Source organism: Amycolatopsis sp. CA-161197, assembly GCF_050942255.1.
Taxonomy (GTDB): domain Bacteria; phylum Actinomycetota; class Actinomycetes; order Mycobacteriales; family Pseudonocardiaceae; genus Amycolatopsis.
The window spans coordinates 9,552,964-9,568,903 of sequence record NZ_CP192059.1; the positions used below are offsets into that span (position 1 = coordinate 9,552,964).

General features: G+C 70.4%; 14 protein-coding genes. 6 read left to right on the forward strand and 8 right to left on the reverse strand.

Annotation, left to right across the window (positions count from 1 at the left end):
• Positions 1-59: 59 nt before the first annotated feature.
• A complete protein-coding gene (locus ACQPXB_RS45355; RefSeq protein ID WP_220244626.1) occupies positions 60-242 on the reverse strand; it encodes a hypothetical protein in 183 nt (60 codons plus the stop codon).
• Between the two features lie 91 nt (positions 243-333).
• Here ACQPXB_RS45355 and ACQPXB_RS45360 point away from each other — a divergent pair, with 91 nt between their 5' ends.
• Positions 334-2,574, forward strand: a complete 2,241-nt coding sequence (locus tag ACQPXB_RS45360; RefSeq protein WP_432848155.1) for a helicase-associated domain-containing protein — start codon at positions 334-336, stop codon at positions 2,572-2,574.
• 4 nt (positions 2,575-2,578) lie between these two features.
• On the opposite strand, the gene ACQPXB_RS45365 is transcribed toward ACQPXB_RS45360, so the two are convergent.
• Positions 2,579-3,565 (reverse strand): aldo/keto reductase, encoded by a 987-nt coding sequence (locus ACQPXB_RS45365; protein WP_386950844.1) that lies wholly within the window; start codon positions 3,563-3,565, stop codon positions 2,579-2,581.
• Positions 3,566-3,670: 105 nt separating this feature from the next.
• Between ACQPXB_RS45365 and ACQPXB_RS45370 the strand changes: the two genes are divergently transcribed.
• The gene (locus tag ACQPXB_RS45370) at positions 3,671-4,240 is read left to right on the forward strand and encodes a TetR/AcrR family transcriptional regulator (protein WP_432848157.1); all 570 of its coding nucleotides are present in this window, start codon (positions 3,671-3,673) and stop codon (positions 4,238-4,240) included.
• A 4-nt stretch (positions 4,241-4,244) separates the two neighbouring features.
• Here the strand turns inward: ACQPXB_RS45370 and ACQPXB_RS45375 are convergent, their stop codons facing one another.
• From ACQPXB_RS45375 to ACQPXB_RS45400, 6 genes are all read right to left on the reverse strand, one after another.
• Positions 4,245-5,969: a DUF742 domain-containing protein gene (locus tag ACQPXB_RS45375; protein ID WP_432848159.1), complete on the reverse strand. Its 1,725-nt coding sequence runs from the start codon at positions 5,967-5,969 to the stop codon at positions 4,245-4,247.
• A gap of 3 nt (positions 5,970-5,972) precedes the next feature.
• On the reverse strand, positions 5,973-6,398 hold the full coding sequence (locus tag ACQPXB_RS45380; protein ID WP_285972090.1) for a roadblock/LC7 domain-containing protein: 426 nt from the start codon (positions 6,396-6,398) through the stop codon (positions 5,973-5,975).
• 393 nt (positions 6,399-6,791) lie between these two features.
• Positions 6,792-7,400 carry a GTP-binding protein gene (locus ACQPXB_RS45385; RefSeq protein WP_285972089.1) on the reverse strand — a complete coding sequence of 203 codons (609 nt, stop codon included), beginning with the start codon at positions 7,398-7,400 and terminating at the stop codon, positions 6,792-6,794.
• Positions 7,381-8,145, reverse strand: coding sequence for a DUF742 domain-containing protein (locus ACQPXB_RS45390; protein WP_366582488.1), 765 nt, complete (start codon positions 8,143-8,145; stop codon positions 7,381-7,383). The genes ACQPXB_RS45385 and ACQPXB_RS45390 overlap by 20 nt, the downstream gene beginning before the upstream one ends.
• Before the next feature lie 27 nt (positions 8,146-8,172).
• Positions 8,173-8,649, reverse strand: coding sequence for a roadblock/LC7 domain-containing protein (locus ACQPXB_RS45395; protein WP_370643691.1), 477 nt, complete (start codon positions 8,647-8,649; stop codon positions 8,173-8,175).
• Positions 8,646-11,783 (reverse strand): sensor histidine kinase, encoded by a 3,138-nt coding sequence (locus ACQPXB_RS45400; RefSeq protein WP_432848163.1) that lies wholly within the window; start codon positions 11,781-11,783, stop codon positions 8,646-8,648. The genes ACQPXB_RS45395 and ACQPXB_RS45400 overlap by 4 nt, the downstream gene beginning before the upstream one ends.
• Positions 11,784-12,491: 708 nt before the next feature.
• Here ACQPXB_RS45400 and ACQPXB_RS45405 point away from each other — a divergent pair.
• Genes ACQPXB_RS45405 through ACQPXB_RS45420 form a run of 4 tightly spaced genes read left to right on the forward strand, consistent with a single transcriptional unit; the run spans position 12,492 to position 15,939 of the window.
• On the forward strand, positions 12,492-13,454 hold the full coding sequence (locus tag ACQPXB_RS45405) for an ABC transporter substrate-binding protein (protein WP_366582545.1): 963 nt from the start codon (positions 12,492-12,494) through the stop codon (positions 13,452-13,454).
• Between the two features lies 1 nt (position 13,455).
• Positions 13,456-14,223, forward strand: coding sequence for an ABC transporter permease (locus tag ACQPXB_RS45410; protein WP_366582486.1), 768 nt, complete (start codon positions 13,456-13,458; stop codon positions 14,221-14,223).
• Positions 14,220-15,047 carry an ABC transporter permease gene (locus ACQPXB_RS45415; RefSeq protein ID WP_432848165.1) on the forward strand — a complete coding sequence of 276 codons (828 nt, stop codon included), beginning with the start codon at positions 14,220-14,222 and terminating at the stop codon, positions 15,045-15,047. The genes ACQPXB_RS45410 and ACQPXB_RS45415 overlap by 4 nt, the downstream gene beginning before the upstream one ends.
• Positions 15,048-15,069: 22 nt before the next feature.
• Positions 15,070-15,939 (forward strand): ABC transporter ATP-binding protein, encoded by an 870-nt coding sequence (locus ACQPXB_RS45420; RefSeq protein WP_432848167.1) that lies wholly within the window; start codon positions 15,070-15,072, stop codon positions 15,937-15,939.
• The last annotated feature ends 1 nt before the right edge of the window (position 15,940 follow it).

Sequence of the window (15,940 nt, forward strand, 5' to 3'; positions counted from 1 at the left end):
ACCCGACCCCAACCGGGTGACTGACCAGTAACTACGGTTGTTTCCCCAGAAGTGGGGAATCAGCGGTTGATTTCCGTCTCCGGGTGCACGTAGGGCACCGAGTCGAGCGGGAAGGTCAGGTCGCCGAACGGCGACAGCGCCCCCTGACGGTCGGACGCGAGCTCCGACACGGGGTGCTCACCGTCTTCCGCCGGCCAGGTGGGGTCGATGCCCTTTTTCCTGCCGTTCTCGCCCTTCGCCACAACGCCCTCCATCGACTGGTGCCGCCGGTTCGCCCACAGTCTGCCCGAACACCCCCGGCGCCCGCTCACCCGCCCGGTATCCTGGACGTCTATGCCCGCGACCTCTCTGGCGGACTGGCTGCGTGCGGAGTCCGACGACGCACTCGCCGACCTGCTGCGCACCCGTCGCGATCTGTCGACCCCGCCACCTTCCGACACCACCGTGCTGGCCACGCGCGCCGGCACGCCGGGCTCCGTCGCGCGCGCCTGCGAGGACCTCGACACGTTCACCCTGGCCGTCCTCGACGGCTTCCTCGTGGCGGGGGCGGACACTGCACCGGTTTCGCTGGCTGAGGTGGCCGCACTGGTCGGAACGGACATTTCGGGCCCGTTGACGCGGTTGCGGGCGCGGGCGCTCGTCTGGGGCGAGGACGACGAGCTGCGGGTGCCGCCCGCGGCCCGGGATGCGCTGGGGCCGTTCCCGGCCGGCCTCGGGGCGCCGTCGCCGGCGCTGGCTTCGACCGACTTGGCCGCACGGCTGGCCGAGGTCGGCGACGACGAGCGGAAGGTGCTGACCGCGCTGGCCGCGGGCCCGCCGATCGGGCGCACGCGCGACGCGAGCTTCGACGTCTCGCTGTCCGACGCGGCCACGCCCGTGCAGAAGCTGCTGGCGCGCTCGCTGCTGCTGCGGCGTGACGACCAGACGGTGGAGTTGCCGCGCGAGCTGGGTCTGCTGCTGCGCGGCGGGGTGGCGTTCGAGGCGGCCACACTGGTCGAGCCGGAGCTGCCCGTCCATCCACATCAGACGGACACTGTGGACTCCACCGCGGCCGGCGAGGCGATGGAGCTGTTGCGGCAGATGGAAACGCTGCTGCGTTCGTGGTCGGTCACGCCGCCACCCGTGCTCAAGTCCGGCGGGCTGGGTGTGCGGGAGCTGCGGAAGCTGGCGAAGGACCTGGAGACCGACGAGGCGCGCGCGTCGTTCGTCGCGGAGCTGGCCGTGGGCGCCGGCTTGGTGGCCGACAGCGAGGCGACGACGCCGGAGTGGGTGCCGACCACGCTCACGGATTCGTGGCTCGCGTCGCCGACCGTGCAGCGCTGGATGACGCTCGCGCAGGCGTGGCTGGAGCTGCCGCGGCTGCCCGGGCTGGCCGGCGGGCGGGACGCGAAGGACAAGCCGATCGCGCCGTTGTCGGAGGACCTGCGCCGGCCGCTGGCGCCGGTTTCGCGGCGTCGGGTACTCATTGCCTTGGGCGACTTGGCACCCGGGTCCGGGGTGAAGAGCGTGGACGAGCTGGTGGCCGTGCTCGCGTGGCGCGCGCCGCGGCGAGGCGGGCGGCTGCGCGACGAGACCGTGCGCTGGACGATGGCCGAGGCGTCGGCGCTGGGCCTGGTCGGCCTGGGCGCGCTGACCACCGCCACGCGGCTGCTGCTGGAGGACGACCGCCCCGGCGCCGTCGAGGCGATGCACGACGCCCTGCCCACGCCGGTCGACCACGTGCTGGTGCAGGCGGACCTCACGGTCGTCGCGCCGGGACCACTCGAGCCCGAGCTCGCGACCGCCATGGCCGCCGTCGCCGACATCGAGTCGGCCGGGCACGCGACGGTCTACCGCGTCACCGAGACGACCGTGCGCCGCGCCCTCGACACCGGCCGCACGGCCGACGAGCTCCACGCGCTGTTCCGCGCCAAGTCCGCCACCCCCGTGCCGCAGGCGCTCACGTACTTGATCGACGACGTCGCCCGCCGCCACGGCCGCCTGCGCGGCGGGGCCGCCGGCTCGTTCCTTCGTTGTGACGACGAGGCCCTGCTGGCCGAGGTGCTCGCCCACCCCGTCGCCGCGGACTACGACCTGCGCATGATCGCACCGACGGTCCTGATCAGCCCCGTGCCGCTCGGCGAAGTCCTGGAAGCCTTGCGCAGTGCGGGTTTCGCACCCGCCGCCGAAGGCCCGGACGGCCGCGTCGTCGACATCCGCCCGTCCGGCCGACGGCTGCCCGCGCGCACGCGAGCGGCCCGCTCACGCCCCGGCGAGCAGGCCGTGCTCACCGACGACCAGGCCACGCGCATCGTCGCCAACCTCCGCGCCGGCGACGCGGCCACCGCCCGCCGCCGCGGCTCCGCCGTTCGCGCCCACTCCGGCGGGGGCGCCGACACGACGGCGACGCTCGAACTGCTCTCCCGCGCGACCCTCGAACGCCGCGAGGTGTGGATCGGCTTCGTCGACTCCCGCGGCACGGCCAGCCAGCGCGTCGTGCGTCCCGTACGCGTGGGCGGCGGCGTGCTGGAGGGAACGGATCACGAGCGGTATCCGTTGCACCGGATCACTTCGGCCGCGTTGGTGGAGGAGTAGGCCTTCACCAGGCATAGGCCTCCGGCGCCGGTTTCGCGCCGTTCGGACCCGGGGCCGGGAAGATCCGGTCCAGCTCGGCGAGGGTGTCCGCGTCCAGCTTCAGCTCGAGGGCGCGCAGTGAGCCGTCGAGGTGGGCTGCGGTGCGGGGGCCGATGACGGGACCAGTGACGCCGTCCTGGGCCAGCAGCCAGGCCAGGCCGACGTGGGCGGGGTCTTCGCCGAGGTCGGCGCAGAGCTTCTCGTACTCGGCGACGGAGTCGGCGTGGGCGGTGAGGCTGGCCGCCCACAGGCCGGTGCCGCTGCGGTCGGCGCTGCCGTCGCGTTGTTTGCGGAGCACCCCGCTGAGGATGCCGCCGTGGAGCGGGGACCAGGGGATGACGCCGAGGCCGTAGGCCCGGGCGGCGGGGAGCACTTCGAGCTCGGCCCAGCGCGACAGCAGGTTGTAGATCGACTGCTCGCTCACCAGGCCGAGGAAGTGCCGTGACGCCGCGGCCTCCTGCGCTTGGGCGAGGTGCCAGCCGGCGAAGTTGGACGAGCCGAAGTACAGCACTTTTCCTTGCTGGTGAAGGACTTCGAACGCCGACCAGATCTCGTCCCACGGCGTGGCGCGGTCGATGTGGTGCATCTGGTACAGGTCGACGTGGTCGGTGCGCAGCCGGCGCAGGGACGCGTCGATCGCGTGGCGGATGTGGCGCGCGGACAGGCCGCGGTCGTTCGGGCCGTCGCCGGTCGGCGAGAAGAGCTTCGTGGCCAGCACGGTCCGCTCACGCCGGTCGCCGCCGCGGGCGAACCAGCGGCCGAGGATCTCCTCGGTGCCGCCGGGCTGCTCGCCGTACGCGTTGGCGGTGTCGAAGAACGTGATGCCGTGCTCGTGCGCGCGGTCCATGAGGGCGTGACTGTCCTCTTCGGACGTTCGTGAGCCGAAGTTCATGGTCCCGAGGACGAGCCGCGAGACCGTGAGCCCACTGCGGCCGAGGCGGGTGTACTCCATGGCGATTACCTCCCAGTTGCGTCATCGACGTGCAGCTAAGCTACTACTTGCAACAAAAATGACGCAACTAAGAGGAGAACAGGTACAGTGATGTAAAGTCTCGCCATGAGCACCCGACCCCTGCGCGCGGACGCCGAGCGGACGATGACCGCGATCCTCGAGGCGGCCGAGCAGACCTTCAGCCGCGATCCGGCCGCGACGATGGAGCAGGTCGCCGAGGCCGCCGGCGTCGCGCGGACGACCGTGCACCGGCGGTTCGCGACCAGGGAAGCTCTCGTCGACGCGCTGGCACTGTGGGCCACGCAGCGCTTCGCCTCGGCGGTGGACGCCGCGCACCCGGATGCCGTGCCACCGCTGGTGGCGCTGTACCAGGCGACGGCGAACGTCCTCGGCGTGAAGATCGGCTGGGGCTTCGCGATGAGCCAGGCGTCCTCGGCGAACCCCGAGGTCGCGCGGGTGCACGAGGAGGTGCGCGAAACTTGCGCGCGGCTGTTCCGGCGCGCGCAGGAAGCCGGCGTGCTGCGCGCGGACGTGGACCTGGACTGGACCCGCCGCGTCTACTACGCGCTCATCCACGAAGCCGCGCATGACACGGACGCCAAGAGCCCCGACGCGCTCGCGACGATCGTCGTCGACACGCTGCTGCGCGGAGCCGGCACCGGCAGCGCCCTCTGACGGCTCAGAGGTTGCGCAGGCCCTGCAGCACGCGCTCCATGAAGTCGCGCGAGGAGCGGTCGCCCAGCACGAGTTCGGTCTGGTGGATGAGGACCAGGCCGATGTCGGCCATGTCGCCGACCAGGACCTTCACCACGCCGAGCGGCAGGTGGAGGTGGGCGGCGATCTCCGCGACCGAGCGGGTGTCCAGGCAGAGGTCGCAGATGCGGCGGTGCTCGATCGAGCGCACACCCCGGTAGCGGCGGCCGTCGTCACTGGTGGAGACGAGGGCTTCGAGCGCGAGGTTGTGGTCGGAGCGCGTGCGGCCGCGGGTGCGGGCGTACGGACGGACGCGGGACTTGGCCGGTTTCGCCGCCGGAGTGCGGTCTTCGCGGGACCAGGCCTGCTCGGGCTCGGGTGAGTACGGCTCGGCCGGGTCCTGATCCTGGTGTGCCGCAACGGGTTCGGGCGCGTACTGCTGCGTGGCAGGCTCCGGCGCATACGAATCCTGCTGCGGCGCAACGGGTTCGGGCGCGCGGCGGCGACCGGTGATGCGCTCCGGGGGCTCGGCGAGGCGGTGCTGGGCGTCGGCCGGCGGGAGGTAGCCGGTGTCGGCCGGCGTGGGCCGGTGCGGCCGGTCGCGGTCGGCGATGTCGACGGCGGCGCGGCGCTGGTCCTGGTGCGAAGGCGCTACGACAGCGTGGCGGCCGGTCGACTCGGCCGACTCGTAGGCAGGCGCTTCGAAGTAGCCCGAGGAGTACTCGTCGCCGGACGGGCGGTGGTGCTCGGCGTGCGACTCCGGTGCGGCAGAACGGTTGTAGTCCACCGGATAGCCGGCATCGGACGCAGGCAGCTGGTGGTGGCCGGAGGAGTACGGCTCGGCGTGCTGGTAGCCCGGAGCGTAGGAATCCGGAGCGGGCGTCTGGTGGTAGCCGGAAGCAAAAGCCGCGTCGGAGACCGGAGCCCGGTGGTAGCCCGTGGAGTAAGCGGCGTCGGAAGCGGGAGCCTGGAAGTAGGCCATGTCAGACGCCGGCGCCTCGTGGTAGCCCGAGGCCGCATCGGAGCCCGGCGCCTGGTGGTACTCCATGGCATAGGCATCGGAAGCCGGTGCTTGGCGGTACCGCGTGGCATGAGCCGCATCGGAGGCGGGAGCCTGCTCGTAGCCCGTGGCGTAAGCGTCGGGAGCCGGTGTCCCGCGGTGGTAGTCGTCAGCGACAGGAGCTTGCTGGCAGCCCGAAGCGTAAGCCGCGTCCGAAGGAGCCGGTTCATAGCCGTAGGACTCCGGAACCCGCTGGTACCCCGAGGCGTTAGCAGCATCCTGCTGATACCCCGCCGCGCTCTCAGGCTCCTCCACCGCGGCCAGGTGCCGCCGCTCCGGAGCCTGGTAGTACGCGGAGTCCTCCGGCACCTGCCGGTCCTCGTGCGTCAGGTACGACTCGGCGTCGTAGTAGCCCGAGGAAGTCCCCGTCTCCTGCCAGTACCCCGACTCCCCGTCCTCGACCCACTCGTACCCGTCATCGTCGTAGTACTCGGAAGACGACGAAGACTCGGGAGCAGCCGGAACCGGAGCAACGGGACGAACAGGTGCAGGCGGCGGCACCGCGGAAGCAGCCGGCCGCCGGTGCGGCAGCATCGTCTTCAGCGTGCTCAGCTCGAAATGGCTCGGCGAGTCCACGCCTTCACGATCGGTCCCCTTGTGCAGCGCGTCCCAAGCGCCCGTGTCTTGTTCGCCGAAGCCGGAGATCCTCATGTACTAACCACGCACCCCGCCCTGGAGCTGGGCGCGCAGTTCCGGCGTGATCTGCTGGCCGACGCGCTCTACGAGCAGCGTCATCTCGTACGCGACCGTGCCGATGTCACACGTGGGGGCGGCCAGCACGGCCAGCGACGACCCATCGGACACCGACATCAGGAACAGGTACCCGAGCTCCATCTCGACCACCGTCTGGTTCACACCACCGGCCTCGAAGCACCGCGCGGCGCCCTGAGTGAGGCTCACGAGGCCCGACGCGACGGCCGAGAGCTGTTCGGCGCGCTCCTGCGGCAGACCTTCCGACGGCGCGAGCAGGAGACCGTCGGCCGACACCAGCACGGCGTGGGCGGCGCCGGGCACCCGGCGCACGAAGTCCGTGATCAGCCAGCTGAACGTGCCCTGGCCTTCCTGGCCGGAAACGGTCACTGTCCCTCCAAACTGGTCGAACACCGCCGAACACCGCCATGATCGCCGGGCGGGCGTGAAGACGCCGTTCCAGCGTATTCACCCGCCCGACACTGTCGAGTCCGCGTCGGGCGAGCACCCGAGCACTGTGCGTACCGATACGGACGCACACCGCGCGAAGCCCAGCGGGACCACGCCTACGTGGGTCACTCGGTGGTGGCGCCGGCAACTGTGCGCAGCGGGGTGTCTGCGCAGGTCACCGACCGTTCGGCTGCCCGTTCGGGCCTTGCCGGCCCCGACCGTACCGAAGAGCGGGCGTGGGGCCCTACTCCGGTCGGAGGCACCACTCCCCGAAGCGGGTGAAGCACGTGGAGTTCACTCCAACGGCCGCACCCGGTTCCGGGTACTCGGGTTCTAGCCTGCCCTCAGTGCCGTGTCGTGAGCGATGGCGTGCTGCACGACCGAGATCAGCACCTGCTTGGCGGAGTCACGCTCGCGAGCGTCGCAGGCCATGATCGGCACCGACGGTGAGATCGTCAGCGCGTGCCGCACGTCTTCGATCTGGTGGTGCAGCAACCGGTCGAAGCAGTTGATCGCGACCACGTACGGCAGTTTCCGGTTCTCGAAGAAGTCGATGGACGGGAACGCGTCGGCGAGGCGGCGCGTGTCCACCAGCACCACGGCCCCGATCGCCCCGACGGCGAGGTCGTCCCACATGAACCAGAACCGGTGCTGGCCCGGCGTGCCGAACACGTACAGCACGAGGTCCGAGTCGAGCGAGATCCGGCCGAAGTCCATGGCGACCGTGGTGGTCGTCTTGTTCGGCGTGGCCGAAGTGTCGTCGTGGCCGACACTCGCCTCGGTCATCATGGCCTCGGTGGTCAGCGGGTCGATCTCCGAGATCGCCCCGACCAGCGTCGTCTTGCCCGAACCGAACCCACCCGCGACCACGATCTTGGCCGACGAGGTCGGACCCGTCACCTGCGGTGTGTTCGCGTCGGAGTCAAATTCTCCGAAGCCCACTGAGCACCCTTTCCATGAACTCGATACTGGGGCGGTCGCCCGAGGAAGTGCTGCTGGTGGTGTGCACCAGCACCAGTCCGAGACCCGCCACGTCACCAATGAGCACCCGCACGACGCCGAGCGGCAGGCGCAGCAGCGCCGCCACCTCCGCGACCGAGCGGGTGTCGATGCACAGATCGCAGATGGACCGGTGCTCGGGCACGCGCACGCGGTCCAGCACGCGCCCCTGTTCGCTGGTCGAGACCAGGGCCTCGATCGCGAGGTCGTAGGTCGGCCTCGTCCGGCCGCGCGTGCGGAAGTACGGGCGCACGAGCCCGGACGTCTCCACCTCGGCCACCGGCGGTTCGTCGACGAACTCGCCCGCCGCCTGCAGCGGCAGGGCTTCGGCCAGCTCGTTGGACGACGGTCCCGGCGAGCCGTCGCGCTGCGCGCTGAACGCCGCGAACTCCGCGGAGTCGTACAGCGGCCCGCTCGCGCCGCCGAACAGCTCGGCACCCGGGCCGCCCAGGAGGCGGTCGCGGTACTCGCCGGTGATCGGCTGCTGCCCGGCGTTGGAGTCCGTCAGCCAGTTCGGCGGCTCCCGCACCGGGTCCGCGTCGGATCCCGTGGCGCGCCGGGCGCGCCACTCGCGGTCCACTCGGTCCCGGAAGGACTTCCAGTCCTCCCGGCCTTCGCCGGCCTCGGCCCAGCCGCCGGTGAAGTCGTCACCGAGCCGGCCATCGCCCCTCAAGCGCCCGTCGTCCACGGTCTGCTCCTGAAGTTCCCGATCCGCCTAGCGGCGGATCGCAGCGCCCTGCAGTTGCGCGCGCATTTCCGGCGTCAGCTGCTGGCCGACTCGTTCGACCAGCAACGTCATCTCGTACACGACGAGACCGATGTCGCTGTCCGGCGCGCCCAGCACCGCGAGGCACGAGCCGTCGGAAACCGACATCAGGAAGAGGAAGCCGTTGGCCATCTCGACCACGGTCTGCGCGACCGGGCCGCCTTCGAACACCTTCGCCGCGCCGCGCGCCAGGCTGGTCAGCCCGGAGGCGACCGCCGCCAGCTGGTCGGCCCGGTCCTTCGGCAGCCCTCGCGAAGCCGCGAGCAGGAGCCCGTCGGCCGAAACGACCACCGCGTGGGCCGCGCCCGGAACCCGGTGGACGAAGTCCGTGATCAGCCACGCGAAGCTGCCCGCCACGCCGCCGCCGGCCCTGCCGTTCGGCTGCGCCGAGCCGCCCCCCGGCTGCACTGCACCCGCCCGTGTCACTGTCGCTCCTCACTGCTGTCGCTCACATACCCGGACCCGGTGACCCGTACGCCTTCGTCGTCGAGCCGGGCTTCGTCGGCCGGCCGATCCTTCAATGCGTGCCGTCCGGAGGTGTACCCACGCTGGAAGCTTGCCATCCTGTTGCGGGCCGCGGCGGCCGAGCGGGTGATAGCACCCGTTCCGGGCAGACCGGCAGTCGCGTCGGTGAACGAATTGTGCTGGTCATCCGGTGCCGAGTCGCCGCCGATCGAACCGGGCACGAGGTACGCGTTGGGCACCCGCTTGGGCAGGCCCGCCGGCGTGATCTCCTCGGCCTTCTTCTCCAGCAACGACTGCGCGGCCTGCCAGCCCTCGTCCGACGCGCTGCTCCAGCCGTCGTCGGAACCGGGGTAGAGAGGCGTCGCTTCGATCGGCTCCTCCTCACGGCTGTCGAAGGCGCCGTCGATCCCGGACGGGTCCTCGGCGGCGGCCGAGGACCCGTTCGTCGCCGGGGCCCCGGGTGCCTCGGCGGCTTCCGGTTCCGCCGGAGCCGCCTCGGCCGGGGCCGCGTCGGCAGCCGGGGCGCCGACCTCGTCGGACGCACCGGGTTCGCCGTCCTCGCTGCCCTCGCTGAACCACCGCGAGAGCACCGACTGGTAGATCGGCAGGCGCCGCGTGGGCACGTCGTCCTCGAGGGCCGACGCGCCGTCGTCCACGGCCGGTTCCTCCCGCTTCGGCTCCTCCGGCGCGACGTACTTCGGTTCGCGCTTCGGGAGCACCAGCGGCGGGAACTGGGTCTCCGACAGGCTCGCACCATCCCCGTTGGACTGCTGGGTGAGCGGGGCGAGGTCCTCGGCCGTGGGCCACGCCGGCGCTTCCGGCAGCGACGCCTCGGGGCTCAGGAACGGCCCTGCGGCACGGTTTCCCGCCACCAGGTCGTCGAGGCTGATCGGCTGGTCGAGCGGCACGAGGCCACCGTTGGACTGCGCCGGCACGGCCGGTGCGGCCGGAGCCGGGGGCGGTGCCGAAGCGGGCGTGGAACTCGGCGGCGTCGAGTCGAACTGCGAGTCGAACTGGTCGAACTGCTGCCGGTTGACCGACGGCAGGCTCGGGTGCGAGACCTCGTTGCGGTTCAACGGCGGCGGCGTGTGGCGCGGCATGGGGTTGGCCACGCGCAGCTGCGTGAGCAGCTCCGCCGGCACCACCACGCGGGCGATCACGCCGCCCTCGATGTCCTCGTTCTCGCGCAGCCGCACCTCGATGCCGTGGCGCTGGGCCAGGCGCGCGACCACGTACAGACCCATTCGCCGCGTCACCGAGACGTCGAGGTCCGGTGGGTCGGCCAGGCGCTGGTTGACCTCGGCGAGCCGGTCCTCCGTCATGCCGACACCGTGGTCGGTGATCTGGATCGCCAGGGCCTTCTTGCGAGTCACGACCGCCCGCACTGTGACCTTCGTCTCCGGCTCGGAGAAGTAGGTCGCGTTGTCGAGCAGCTCGGCGAGCACGTGCACGAGGTCGTGGATCGCGAGGCCCTGCACGGCGACCTCGGGGACGATGCCGACCTCGATGCGGGCGTACTGCTCGATCTCCGACACCGCGGCGCCGATCACGTCGGCCGCCGGCACCGGCTTGGGCACGGACTTCGCGAGGCCGGCGCCCGAGAGCACCAGCAGCGACTCACCGTTGCGCCGCAACCGGGTGGCGAGGTGGTCGAGCTCGAACAGGCTCGCCAAGTGGTCCGGGTCCTGCTCGTCGGCCTCGAGCCGGTCGATCACGCCGAGCTGGCGTTCCACCAGCCGCTGCGAGCGCCGCGAGAGGTTCACGAAGATGCCGTTGACGTTCTCGCGCAGCAGGGCCTGCTCGGCGGCCATCTTCACGGCCTGACCGTGGACCACGTCGAACGAGCGCGCCACTTCACCGATCTCGTCGCGTGAGGTGACCGGCACCGGGTCGACGGCCTTCTTGGACGCGTTGACCGGGTCCGGATCGTCCAGAATGGACTGAACCGTCTCCGGCAGCCGGGTGTAGGCCACGTCGAGCGCCGTGGTCCGCAGCACGCGCAGCGGCCGCAGCATCAGGCGGGCGATCACGAGCATCAGGATCAACGCCGCGATGAGCGCCGCGAGCACGATCACACCGCCGACCCACGCCGAGCGCACGGCCGAGCTGGCCAGGTCGTCGGCTTGCGTCCGCAGCTGCGTGAGCAGGTTCGTCTCGACCGCGCGCATCTTGTCGGAGGCGACGGTGCTGTCCTGCCCGAGCTGCGTCGGGTCGATGTTGAGCGCTTCGCCTTGCTGCGCGAAGGAGAACGCCTGCGTCTGGATGCGGCGCCGGTCGTCGACCTCCGGGCCCGAGACGGTGTCGGAGTACAGCTGCACCTGGTCGTCGGTGGCGTTCGCGAGGAACGCCGCGATCGACGCGTCGCCACTGGCCTCGGCGGCGCGCGTCTCGTCGAGGAGGTCGCCGGGGAAGCCGTTGCGGAAGGCCGCGATCTCCAGTGCCGTGTCGCCGCGGAGCGTGAACTCCTTGGCCTCGCTGATGGCCTGCGTGCTGTTGCCCAGGCGCAGCAGGTCCCGGTCGGTGACCGCGGTGGTCACCTCGCGGCCCAGCTGGATCAGCGAGTTGAGGATGGAGGAGTAGGTGTCGAGCACCGCGATGTCCGAGTAGGACGAGGAGCTCACGGCCGCGCGCAGCGGGCGCAGCGCGTCGAGGCGCTGGATTCCGCGGGCGTACCGATCAGCGGTGGCCTGGTCATCGGGATTCAGGTTGACCAGCGAGTTGCGCAGGTCCTCGACGTCGTGGTCGACCTTCGCGATCTGCGCGTCGAGCCCGGTCTGGCGCAGCGCGTCGCCGGAGGAGATCCGGGCGACGGCAAGGCTGCGCTCGCCCTGCAGGTCGTGGATGACCGTGGTCACCTTGCCCGCGAACGCGACCTGGTCCGCGGTGTGGCCGAGCTGCACGGCCTGCTGCGCGTCGTCCGCCACCCGCAGCGCGCCGAGCACCAGCGCCGTGAGCGTCGGGATGATCAGGATGAGGGCGAGCTTCGAGCGAAGCCGCCAGTTGTTCAGCGCGAAGACCGAACCCCGTCGTGCGGGATTCGCCCCACTTTCGCGCGCAGGGGCCCCTCCCACCCCCGCGGTGTCTTCGTTCGGCACCGCCGCACCACCATCTTCGTCCGGGCCCGAGGGACCCTGTGAGTTGAAGCCTGCCGTGCCCGCGACCACTACCCGCACGCTCCCGGCAGGCCGCCCGGCACCTCAGCGGCCCGGTCGACCTGGGCCATTACACCCTTTCGGGGGAAAAGATCCACTTCCAGGTGCGGTTTCGCGCCGCCCTGGACGCGGAATCGGTTCAGTACTTGCATGGCGTTCGGTCCCCGCACTGGTCGATCACTGGTCCATTAGGCCTAAGCCACCAGTCCGCCGACGAGTGCCGGCCTGCGCAGAGTGCCTCTCAGCGAGGCTGACTCTCACTACATCGGTGGTCCACACCTCACACTGCCGGAGCAGAGGGTAGCGAACGACTCGGTGATTTGTAACCCTCTTGACAGCCGATCCGGAACACCCAGGTAGCGGATCAAGCCGATTCGTAGTTGGCTCCGACGTGCCGGATGATCTTCAACTCGACCACCTCGATCCCCTGATCGAGTGATTCACGCCACTGTCGGACCGTTGATGAACACCCATTGTGATGGATGCGTCGCTTCTCTACAGTGGCCGCGTGACTCCGGACAATGAGCCACACCCACCAAACCCAGCACCGGTCAACACCCATGTGACCTCATTCTCCAAGGAGTGGCCTTGTTTGAAACAGCCGGGAGCAGCCAGGCAAGACTCGGGCGCCGTGGCTTCCTCTCCCTCGCCCTGGCGAGCGGCGTCGCACTGACCGCGAGCGGCTGCGGCCTGCTCGGAGGTTCGGACGACTCGGGCAGCAGCAGCGGCGCGTCGGGGCTCGAGAAGACGAAGATCAAGGTCTCGATCATGCCGACGATCGACGTCGCGCCGTTCCACCTCGCGGTGCAGAACGGCTACTTCAAGGACGAAGGCCTCGAGGTCGAGTCCGTCGACGCCGCCAGCGGCGACGCATCCGTGACGAAGCTCCTGTCCGGAGAGGTCGACGTCGCCTACGCGAGCTACACGCCGTTCTTCATCGCGAAGAGCAAGGGCAACGCGGACATCAAGTTCGTGTCCGACGCCTCCTCGGCCGGCCCGAAGAGCACCGAGATCGTGGCCATGCCCAACGGTTCGGTGAAGAGCGTGCGCGACCTGGCGGGCAAGAAGATCGCCATCACTGCGCAGAACACCATTTGCGACACCCTGACGAAGTCCGTGATGCGCGACAACGGCGTGGACTTCTCCCAGGTGAAGTGGGTTTCCCTGCCGTTCCCGAGCATCGGCGCGGCCGTGAAGCGCGGCGACGTGGACGCGGGCTTCCTCACCGAGCCGTTCATCACGGGCTCGGCCAAGACCAACGGCACGGTGCCGATCATCGACACCGCGACCGGTGCCACGCAGGACTTCCCGACCGCGGGCTACGGCTCGCTGGGCAAGTTCACTTCGGAGAACCCGAAGACGGTGGCCGCGTTCCAGCGCGCGATGCTGCGCGCCACGAAGGAGTCGGCGGACCGCTCGAAGATCGAGCCGCTGATGGTGCAGTTCTCGAAGGTCGACGAGGCCACCGCCTCGCTCACCGCGCTGCTCACCTTCCAGTCCACTCTGGACGCCCGTCGTCTGCAGCGCGTGCCGGACCTGCTGCAGCAGTTCGGGTCGATCCCGGCCAAGATCGACGTCGCGCAGATGATCGTGGCACAGCCGAGCGCTTCCTGACGTGCGACTCGTTCGGAACCTGGTCGGCCTGCTCGGCTTCCTCCTGATCTGGGAGGTCGCCGTGCGGGCCGGCCTGATCGACCAGAACGACGTGCCGCCGCCCACCGTCGTGTTCGCGCGCATCGGCGAACTGCTCGGCGACACCGAGTTCGTGCGTGACGTGATCGCGTCGGTGCTGGCGTGGCTGATCGCGATGGCCGTGTCCATCGCCGTCGCGGTGCCGGCCGGGCTGCTGCTCGGCAGCGTCCGCTGGCTGCGCGACGCGACCAAGGCGATCGTCGAGTTCCTGCGGCCCATCCCGTCCGTGGCGTGGATCCCGCTGATCCTGATCGTGGTCGGCGGCGGGCCCGAGTCGAAGATCCTGCTCGCGGTCTACGCGGCGGTGTGGCCCATCCTGTTCAACACCATCTACGCGATGGCCGAGATCGACCCGGTGCTCATCGAGACCGCGCGCTCCTACGGCACACCGAAGTCGCGGCTGCTGACCTCGGTGGCGCTGCCGCACGCGGCGCCGTTCGTGTTCACCGGCATCCGGATGTCGGCAGCGATCTCGCTGATCCTCGTGATCAGCACGGAGTTCCTCGCGGGCGCGAAGCTGGGAATCGGGCAGTTCGTGCTCGAGGCGTCGTCCGGCTCGGGGCGGATGGACCTGGTGCTCGCGGGCACCGTCGTGGCCGGGGTGCTGGGATACCTGGCCAACGAGGGGCTCGAGCGGCTGGGCAAGCGCCTGTTCCGCTGGAGCAGCAACGACGAAGGGACCGTCGCGTGACCGTCGTCGGCAAACCGGTGAGCGCCGCGCGCGGCCGCGTGAGCCGTGGCCTGAGCGGGTTCGCACGCAAGTGGCTGCTGTTCGTGGTGCTCGTGGTGATCTGGCAGGTCATCACGCAGTTCACGGAAAGCGTGTTCTTCCCGCCGCCCACCAAGATCGTCGCGGCGGCGGTGCAGCTGTGGTTCTCCGGCCCGGCTTCGCATGTCTTCCTCGGCCAGGCGGTGTTCGACCACGTCCTGCCCAGCCTCGCGCGGGTGCTGGGCGGCTGGCTGCTCTCGGTGGTGCTGGGTGTCGCACTGGGAACGGCGCTCGGACGCTCGAAGACCGGCATGGACTACGTGGGGCCGCTGTTCGCGTTCTTCCGCGCGATCCCGCCGCCCGCGCTGGTTCCGGTGTTCATCGTGTTGTTCCACATCGGACCGGGCATGCAGATCGCCACGATCATCTTCGGTTCCGTGTGGCCGATCGTGCTCAACACGGTGGACGGCGTGCGCTCGGTCGACAAGGTGAAGGCGGAGACCGCGCGGGCGTTCCGCACGCCGCGGTTCTACTGGATCACCACGGTCGTGCTGCCGGCCGCGATGACGAAGATCTTCGCGGGTCTGCGGCTTTCGCTGTCGATCTCGCTGATCCTCATGGCGATCTCGGAGCTCGTCGGCTCGCTCAACGGCATCGGCTACGCGTTGATCGCCGCCCAGCGCGCGTACGACTTCGACCAGATGTGGGCGTGGATCGTGCTGCTGGGCATCCTGGGTTACGGGTTCAACGCGGCCCTGCTCGCCGTCGAGCGCCGGGTGCTCAAGTGGCAGCCCGGCCGTCACTAGAACTTTCCGGAAGGTAGTCAGAATGTCGACCATGCTCGAGGTCTCCGACCTCAGCCACCGCTACGGCACGGGCGACAAGGCGCACGTCGCCGTGAACGACCTGACGTTCACCGTCGAGGCAGGCCAGCTGGCGTGCATCGTCGGCCCTTCGGGGTGCGGCAAGTCGACGCTGCTGCGCGCGATCGCGGGCCTGGTGCCGCCGACGTCGGGCACCGTGAGCCTGCACGGCGACCTGGTCACCGGCGTGCCGGACGACCTCGCCGTGGTGTTCCAGGACTACAGCCGTTCGCTGTTCCCGTGGCTGACGGTGGCGAAGAACGTCGAGTTCCCCTTGCGCTGGACCAAACTCGACAAGGCCGAGCGGCGCAAGCGGGCCGCCGCGGCGCTGTCGGCCGTCGGGCTGGACGGGGTCGGGGCGAAGTTCCCGTGGCAGCTTTCGGGCGGTATGCAGCAGCGCGTGTCCATCGCTCGGGCGCTGGCGTCGCGGCCGGCGCTGCTGATCATGGACGAACCGTTCGCCTCCGTGGACGCGCAGACGCGCTTCGAGCTGGAGGACCTGCTGCGGCGCGTGCAGCGCGAACAGGGCACCACGGTGCTGCTGGTGACGCACGACATCGACGAGAGCGTGTACCTGGGTGACCGGGTGCTCGTGCTGTCGAAGTCGCCGGCGTCGATCGTCGCCGACCTGCCTGTGGACCTGCCGGCGGAGCGGGACCAGATCACGACGCGGGAGTCCGCCGAGTTCGTGACGCTGCGCGGCGAGGTGGCGCGGTTGCTGCACGGGCCGGCTTCGGCTGCCCGCGCGGATGAGGCCGAGCGTGAGCTGGTGGAGTCCGAGTCCGAGTCTGAAGCTGCGGCTGCGGCTGCGGTGAAGGCCGAAGCCAAGAGCTGAA